The organism is Chryseobacterium populi (genome assembly GCF_000282115.1).
GTDB classification, from domain to species: Bacteria; Bacteroidota; Bacteroidia; order Flavobacteriales; family Weeksellaceae; genus Chryseobacterium; species Chryseobacterium populi.
Genome location: NZ_AKJY01000119.1, coordinates 1 through 1,068 on the forward strand (window position 1 = coordinate 1; position 1,068 = coordinate 1,068).

Consider the following 1,068-nt stretch of genomic DNA (forward strand, 5'->3'; position numbering starts at 1 on the left):
GTAAACTACAAATTTTGAGACAGAAAAAAGACTGCCCCTTTTGAGACAGCCTCTTCGTTTATCATAAGAAGTATATCTTTTAATAAACAGTCACCGGGCCTGCAAGTCCCATAGATTGTAATGGCTGGTCTTTCCTTTTCAGATTTGTCCAATATTGGGCAACCACATTATCCTTAAGGGTTTTCATATAGTTAACCATCACGGTAACTACTTTAATTTCGACTTCATTCACTCCTTCGCGAAGCAAGCCGTCTATCGGATAAATTCTCCGCCCGAACCATTGTATTCCTGCTTCTACTCCGTTAACACGTACTTCACAGATTCCATACACACTACCCAGATTCAGGTAATTTAATGTCTGGTCATCTGTTAACTGAAATGTTTTGCGGTAAATTACCGTTCCGGCAAAATGGGCATATGCGGGTAATTCTTTAAGATCAACCAGCTTATCCAGCTCCTCTTTTTTAACCGTCCCATCGTAATGCCTGAATTCAACATTCCATTTATTGTTGAGTTCCTTTAAATTCTTTCCGGCTACAGGACCGGCTTTCCATGCAATCCCTTTTTTATGGTGGTCAAATACAATCAACCGGGAATCTGCCGGGCCTAAATTGATATGCAAATGCCCATCCTTTAGTTCCAGTTTGAACCGTTTACCCGTTACCGCATCCCATAGCCAGGCCTGCTTGTGCTTGATCACATTTTTATCAAATATAATATCCAACGGTGTACTGCGTTTGCTGCTCGAATTATTAAACAGGAAAAGCTCAGCTTCATCAGCCTGATAACGCACTTGTGTAACAAACGTTTTCGGTTCCCGGATTTTCACATAAGGCTTAATTCCATATTTTTCCTGAACACCTTTATACCAGCCAAGGAAATCAGAAGCAGGCTTATTTATGAAAATAAACCGGTCCGGATAGGTCTCCATTTTCCTGACCCAGCCCTGTACTTCCAGATCCCTTTTTTCATAATCACTCCAACCTGTAGAGCGGTCCGGTACAGCTTCAATACAAAAGATTCTTCCGCCGTTGTCTGCAAATTCATGCAATTTTGCGGCTGTGGCCG

Annotated in this window: 1 protein-coding gene; it reads right to left on the minus strand. The window is 41.9% G+C overall.

Translation table 11 applies throughout. The features are described 5' to 3' along the window. Positions 1–79: 79 nt before the first annotated feature. On the minus strand, positions 80–1,068 hold a 989-nt coding region (locus PMI13_RS20425), incomplete at its 5' end, for a glycosylhydrolase-like jelly roll fold domain-containing protein (RefSeq protein WP_007847571.1).